Consider the following 1,552-nt stretch of genomic DNA (forward strand, 5'->3'; position numbering starts at 1 on the left):
GTCATTCACTAATCGAACTAATTCCTCAAATGTCTTCGGAGTTGGGTGTCTGTCCATCCATCGAAGCTTGAATTCACTCCACCAACGTTCCATTGGGGCATTGTCATATGGCGTTCCTGGACGGGACATACTTCTGGTGACGCTATGTTGATCAAGGAAATTATTAAATGAGTTCGATGTGAAGGCGGCTCCTCGATCTGTATGTACCATCGGATGAACATTCCCTGATAAATTGAATGCCCGTTGAAACGTCTCTATTTCGGCCTTTGATGTCTCAGTTTCACTAATATTACTAGCTATCAAGCATCTTCCGTAGAGGTCCAGAACTCCACTTAGTCGTACTTTGTTTTGACCGTTGATCCCCCAAGTTAGCTCCGTTGAATCAGATAGCCAAACTTGGTTTGGTTTTTCTACCTCAAAGTTTTGATCAAGGACGTTATCCTTGATATAGACCTCTTCTTGTTTGGACCTATTATGTTTCTTCTTTCTAGATTGGCAACAAATATTCAGTTCCATCATCAAACGCTTAACTTGTTTGATCGTAACTGGAAAATCAATTTCTTCGTCCATTTCTAAATTGGTAAGGATCGTACCTGCACCAATGGTCCTAGTATTCAATTCGTACCAATGCATGATCCTCTTCTTGAGTAATTTATCCCGTGTCTCTCGAGCAGTTTCAGTTCTATGAAAAAACTTGTTGTAAGCTTGTCGACTTACTCCAATCACTCCGAGTAGGAGAGTTATAGCTCCGTGATGATTCTGACTGACTTCCTTTATTGCTTGGTAAGCCAACCGGTTTTGTTGTTTCACCCCCTGTGCCGAAGTTCCTCTAATTTTTTTGCGAATTCTTCAATTATCTTTTGATCTCGAAGTTGAGATTTCAATCGACGTATTTCTAAGTTTGCTTTATCTAGGTCCGTCATATCTTCTGCAGCTTTGCGTTTACCACGACGATCGAGGAGAGCCTCATATCCATTTTCATTGGATTTTAAGACCCATGATCTAACTTGTTGATATGATACTGAGAATTTTTCAGCTGCTTCGTTGTATGAATGGTGTTCTTTTACGACGTATTCAACGATTTCAATACGTTCTTCAAATGTAGTTTTACGTGACATAATGGGAACTTTCTTTCCAGACGATTTAGTCTTGATTAATTTCCCATTATTATACTTGATTATCCAATCATGTACTTGAAATATATTGCGTAATCCATAATTGTAAACTAATTCTTCTAAAGTGCCTTTACCTTCAAGATAGTCATGAACAACATTCAGCTTAAATTGATAACTATATTTTGATCTGGTTTTGCGGGCTTTGAGTCCATCTAAACCTTCTTGACGTACATGCATCAGCCAATTCTTAAATCCACTTCTACTCACCCCATTGTTTCTTGCAAAGGTCGCTAATGGAACGTCTGAGCTCTTGAACAAACTGATCAGGCGTACCTTTTCTTCAAAACTAAACCTATTTCCAGGCATGCAAAAATCCCTCCATAATCATCGGATGAAATTATATTATTTCATCTGACAACCACAAAGGGATTATCGCA

General features: G+C 38.9%; 2 protein-coding genes. Both read right to left on the reverse strand.

Annotated elements, in window-relative coordinates; all coding sequences use genetic code 11:
• Positions 1–810, reverse strand: an 810-nt coding sequence (locus ACG72T_RS12490) for an IS3 family transposase (RefSeq protein WP_395266460.1), incomplete at its 3' end; no start/stop codon positions are given.
• The gene (locus tag ACG72T_RS12495; RefSeq protein ID WP_395266462.1) at positions 807–1,481 is read right to left on the reverse strand and encodes a helix-turn-helix domain-containing protein; all 675 of its coding nucleotides are present in this window, start codon (positions 1,479–1,481) and stop codon (positions 807–809) included. The genes ACG72T_RS12490 and ACG72T_RS12495, both read right to left, overlap by 4 nt.
• Positions 1,482–1,552: the final 71 nt, after the last annotated feature.

This window comes from Companilactobacillus sp. FL22-1 (assembly GCF_043951805.1).
In the GTDB taxonomy this organism is placed as follows: Bacteria; Bacillota; Bacilli; order Lactobacillales; family Lactobacillaceae; genus Companilactobacillus.